The sequence below is a fragment of the Ruoffia sp. FAM 24228 genome (assembly GCF_045528575.1).
GTDB lineage: Bacteria > Bacillota > Bacilli > Lactobacillales > Aerococcaceae > Ruoffia > Ruoffia halotolerans.
Map to the genome: position 1 here is coordinate 1 of NZ_JBGQQZ010000105.1, position 4,464 is coordinate 4,464.

General features: G+C 36.6%; 5 protein-coding genes and 1 pseudogene. 3 read left to right on the forward strand and 3 right to left on the reverse strand.

Going from position 1 to position 4,464, the window contains the following annotated elements:
- Nucleotides 1-150: 150 nt before the first annotated feature.
- Both ACEN33_RS11855 and ACEN33_RS11860 read left to right on the forward strand, forming a co-directional pair.
- On the forward strand, nucleotides 151-1,758 hold the full coding sequence (locus ACEN33_RS11855) for an Nramp family divalent metal transporter (protein WP_040366370.1): 1,608 nt from the start codon (nucleotides 151-153) through the stop codon (nucleotides 1,756-1,758).
- Between the two features lie 8 nt (nucleotides 1,759-1,766).
- The gene (locus ACEN33_RS11860) at nucleotides 1,767-2,204 is read left to right on the forward strand and encodes a universal stress protein (protein ID WP_005879133.1); all 438 of its coding nucleotides are present in this window, start codon (nucleotides 1,767-1,769) and stop codon (nucleotides 2,202-2,204) included.
- 57 nt (nucleotides 2,205-2,261) lie between these two features.
- Here the strand turns inward: ACEN33_RS11860 and ACEN33_RS11865 are convergent, their stop codons facing one another.
- The 3 genes from ACEN33_RS11865 to ACEN33_RS11875 all read right to left on the reverse strand — a co-directional run bounded on the left by ACEN33_RS11865 (nucleotide 2,262) and on the right by ACEN33_RS11875 (nucleotide 3,483).
- Nucleotides 2,262-2,459 carry an IS3 family transposase gene (locus ACEN33_RS11865; RefSeq protein WP_002297837.1) on the reverse strand — a complete coding sequence of 66 codons (198 nt, stop codon included), beginning with the start codon at nucleotides 2,457-2,459 and terminating at the stop codon, nucleotides 2,262-2,264.
- A gap of 95 nt (nucleotides 2,460-2,554) precedes the next feature.
- Complete coding sequence (locus tag ACEN33_RS11870; RefSeq protein WP_087060386.1) at nucleotides 2,555-2,794, reverse strand: IS3 family transposase; 240 nt, start codon at nucleotides 2,792-2,794, stop codon at nucleotides 2,555-2,557.
- On the reverse strand, nucleotides 2,695-3,483 hold the full coding sequence (locus tag ACEN33_RS11875) for an IS3 family transposase (RefSeq protein WP_143746385.1): 789 nt from the start codon (nucleotides 3,481-3,483) through the stop codon (nucleotides 2,695-2,697). The genes ACEN33_RS11870 and ACEN33_RS11875 overlap by 100 nt, the downstream gene beginning before the upstream one ends.
- Nucleotides 3,484-3,976: 493 nt before the next feature.
- Between ACEN33_RS11875 and ACEN33_RS11880 the strand changes: the two are divergent.
- A pseudogene (locus tag ACEN33_RS11880) lies at nucleotides 3,977-4,464 on the forward strand (IS3-like element IS1485 family transposase); the annotation flags it as partial.

A 4,464-nucleotide genomic window follows, 5' to 3' on the forward strand; every position in this document is an offset into this window, starting at 1 on the left:
GTTCATCCGTGGTAAGATGGGTGTAGGTCATTTGTGGTCACTCCTTTGTATTCTTTGGTCGGAATTACAAGTTGAGTGTACCACAAATGGCTGTTTTAGTTGTCTAGCTTAATTTTACAATTGGCGTTAATAAAAAAGAGGTGTATGCTTATGATGTTTTTAAAGGAAGGTGGAAATATTTTAAAAGATACAACAAGTCAGTCCGGTAAAGAGCACAAACCTCGATTAATTCAGCATGCGAATGGTCCCTCTTTAGAGGAAATTAACGGAACTGTCGAGGTACCCAAAGGCAAAGGCTTTTGGAAAATCCTGTTCGCCTATTCTGGACCGGGAGCATTAGTTGCTGTGGGATATATGGATCCAGGCAACTGGTCTACTTCGATTACGGGTGGGCAAAACTTCCAGTATTTATTAATGTCGGTCATTTTAATGTCTAGTTTAATTGCAATGCTATTACAATATATGGCTGCTAAATTGGGAATTGTTAGTCAAATGGATTTAGCTCAAGCAATTCGAGCGAGAACGAGTAAAAAACTAGGAATCATTTTATGGATTTTAACGGAATTAGCGATTATGGCAACAGATATTGCGGAAGTAATTGGCGCATCAATTGCTCTTTATTTACTTTTTAATATTCCGCTTGTCGTCGCAGTCTTTATTACGGTATTTGATGTTTTATTATTATTGTTGTTAACGAAAGTTGGTTTTAGAAAAATTGAAGCAATAGTTGTCTGTTTGATTTTTGTAATTCTTTTTGTGTTTGTTTATCAAGTAGCGTTGTCTGATCCTAATTGGGGGGATGTACTTAAAGGATTGGTTCCGACTGGTGAAACGTTCTCCTCTACACATTCAATTGGTGGTCAAACGCCTTTAACTGGTGCATTAGGAATTATTGGTGCAACAGTTATGCCTCATAATTTATATCTACATTCGGCTGTGTCTCAGACTCGAAAGATAAATCGTACGGATGAAGATGAAATCGCCAATGCTGTACGATTTTCAACATGGGATTCTAACATTCAATTGACTCTCGCTTTTTTTGTTAACTCCTTATTGCTCATAATGGGAGTTGCTGTTTTTAAAACAGGGGCAGTGAAAGATCCATCATTCTTTGGGTTGTATGAGGCTTTATCAAATCCGGATACATTGAGTAACGGAATTTTAATCACCGTTGCAAAATCAGGTCTTCTTTCTACATTATTCGCAGTCGCGTTACTAGCTTCTGGACAAAATTCAACGATTACCGGAACTTTAACTGGACAAGTAATTATGGAGGGATTCATTCATATGAGAATGCCAATTTGGCTAAGACGTTTAATTACGCGTTTGATTTCAGTTATCCCAGTGTTAATCTGTGTAATTATTACAAGCAGGCAAGGAACGATTCGGGAGCACACAGCGTTAAATACACTAATGAATAATTCACAAGTCTTCTTAGCTTTTGCGTTACCATTTTCGATGGTACCATTATTAATGATGACCAATAGTGAGGTGGAAATGGGAAGCCGGTTTAAAAATTCGATAGTTATTCGGATACTAGGATGGGGTTCAGTAATTGGATTGACATATTTAAATTTGATTGGATTGCCCGGCCAAATTGAAGGTTTTTTTGGTGAAAAGGTGACATCAAGCCAACTTGTACTAGCTGATTCTATTGCCTATGTCATTATCGTCGCAGTATTACTACTGTTAGCGTGGACAATTATTGAACTGTATAAAGGAAATAAAAAATATAATCAATTAATTAATGAAAGGTAAGATGCACTATGGAAGGATTTGATGAATTTAAAAATATTTTAGTTGGGGTAGATGAATCAGAAGGAGCTCAAAAAGCCTTTCAATATGCTGTAAAGCAAGCGAGTAAAACTGGAGCCGCATTACTGATTGCCTCAATTTTAGAAATTGAAGAGTTGAATGTTTATGAAGCGTTAGACCCTGAGTACTTGAGCCAGAAACAAAGTCAATTGTTACTTAATTTGGAAAAGTACAAACAATATGCAGAAAATAGCGGTGTAAAAAACATTCAGCTGTACAGTGGAGAAGGTGATCCGGCCGAGGAAATTACTAAGACGATTTTGCCAGCAACATCTGCAGATATCTTAATCATTGGATCGCGATCAATGCATGGAATTAAAGGATATTTTGGTTCGCATGCTACTTATATGGTTAAAAATTCTCCAATCTCAATTACAGTTATTAAGTAAATATTGCAGATAATATGTATTTGGGTCAATATCTTGGACAAATTTTAATAGAGATGGTTATGCTATTTCCTCTCTTGACAGGTCTTCAAACTCCTGTGGAGTTAGATAACCAATCGAACTAATGTAGCTAAATAGCGCTCGTTTGGCTTCTTCAAAATCTGAGTAAGTAGTCGTATAGACCTCTTCTTTTTTCAATGATGCATAGGAAGATTCGATTATTGTATACTGGCTGCATAAATCCGTTTGTAGAACCATTCCTCCTGGAATGTGATAATGCTTTTTGGATTAGAGTCAATAGCTGAGACACTTTTTACGAGAGATTTTTTATGTTAAGCAGCCAGTATCTTTTTCTAAAATTCAACCGGAGACAGATATGCTAAAGCACTGTGAATTCTGTGGTTGTTATAAAATCCTTGAACGTAACTGAAAATTTGTCGCCTTGCTTCTTCAAAAGTTTGATATATTGGTCGTTGGGACACATGTTCTTTCTTCAATAATGCATGGAATGATTCGATTCCTTCGTTATCGTAGGGACAGCCTTTACGGCTGTAGGAATGGTGATAGTTAATTCTTTCAGCCGTTCTTCGTATTCATTACTTGTATACTGCGACCCTAAATCGGTATGCAAAATCAGCCCATTTTCAACATTTCTATTTGAAACAGCGTCCTCAAGGGCTTTTTCTACAATAACAGTCGTCATATTACGATCAAAGTGATAACCGATAATTTTTCTTGAATGAAGGTCCATGATGGTTGAGAGATAGCACCATCCATCGTCTAACGTATGGATGTATGTGATATCAGCTACCCATTTCTGATTCAACCTAGTAGTAGAAAAATCTTGCTTCAATAAATTTTGATAGTTTTTCAAGAGTTTCTTGGCAGGCTTACCTGCTTTGAATTTCTTAATGACAATAGATCGGATCTTTTGACGCCTCATTGATCTCTGAATACATTTCATGCTGATTTTTCGATAGTCTGAATAGTTTTGTGCGAGTATATAATGAATTTTCCCAGCACCGTAGACACGACCACTTTCGTGGTAGACACGGAGGACTCGACGATCCAACAAAACTTGTTCGTTAGCTCTTTTGGATGGGGTCGGATTAATTTTACGATAGTACACAGCTCTAGATATGCCAAGCAGACGACACATTTTTGACACACTGTGATGGCCTGCTTCTCTTTCTTGACGGATGAATTCAATGATTTCTATTTCTTTGCCAGCAGGCCGAGTGATTTTTTTAAGATGAGGAGTTCCTCGTCTTTTTCTTTTAATTGCTTTTTTAAAGCTTTAGCTTCGTCCGGAGTAAGTCCGCCCGGACTTATTCTGGTTGTAACTTGAACCCACTTTAGTATAGTAGAATATCCAACTTCGTATTCTAAGGATAATTGTCGTGCTTATTTTCCTTGTTTGTGCAACTCTAAAATCGCTTCTTAAATTCTTTCGTGTAGCGTTTTGGCATGACGAGATACCTTCCTTTGAGATTAGTTTACCCTCTCTCAAAATCTGTCTCAACTTCTATCCTACATCCAGGACTTAATAGTTATTAACAAACACTATTATGAATATCAATTCATGCGCGGATTAAAATATGCTATCGATACCAGTAGTGTTGTGCTTGCGGATAGTATATAAATTTAATAAAAGATTCATTAAAAAAATTACATATAGGATAATTTTGTAGGTATGAATCTGGATAGGCTACAATTAACTAGACAGAAAAATTAAGGTGTGTAGACTAGAAGAAAATATACCAGGAGGAATTTTTATGTCTAAGAGAACACGAAGAACTTTTTCACAAGAATTCAAGCAACAAATCGTCAATCTTTACTTAGCTGGAAAGCCACGTGTAGAAATCATTCGAGAATATGAACTAACGGCTTCAGCATTTGACAAATGGGTAAAGCAATCTAAAACGAGTGGTTCATTCAAAGAAAAAGATAATCTTACGCCTGAACAAAAAGAATTGTTAGAACTACGTAAAAGAAACCAGCAATTAGAAATGGAAAATGATATTTTAAAGCAAGCAGCGCTGATATTCGGACGAAGAGACAAGTAATCGATGCGAATAAGCATCTTTACCCTATATCAGCGATGTGCAGAATATTAGGTCTATCACGTCAGTCCTATTATTATCAATCAAAACCAAAGAAAGACGAATCAGAACTTGAAGAAGTAGTCGCTGAAGAATTTATCCGCAGCCGAAAGGCCTACGGCTCAAGAAAAATAAAAAAAGCCTTATCAAAACGAGGCATT

Excerpts from the sequence above, each read along its gene's own strand:
- ACEN33_RS11860 (WP_005879133.1), top strand. The coding sequence starts at position 1,767 with ATGGAAGGATTTGATGAATTTAAAAATATTTTAGTTGGGGTAGATGAA.
- ACEN33_RS11865 (WP_002297837.1), bottom strand. The coding sequence starts at position 2,459 with ATGGTTCTACAAACGGATTTATGCAGCCAGTATACAATAATCGAATCT.
- ACEN33_RS11855 (WP_040366370.1), top strand. The coding sequence starts at position 151 with ATGATGTTTTTAAAGGAAGGTGGAAATATTTTAAAAGATACAACAAGT.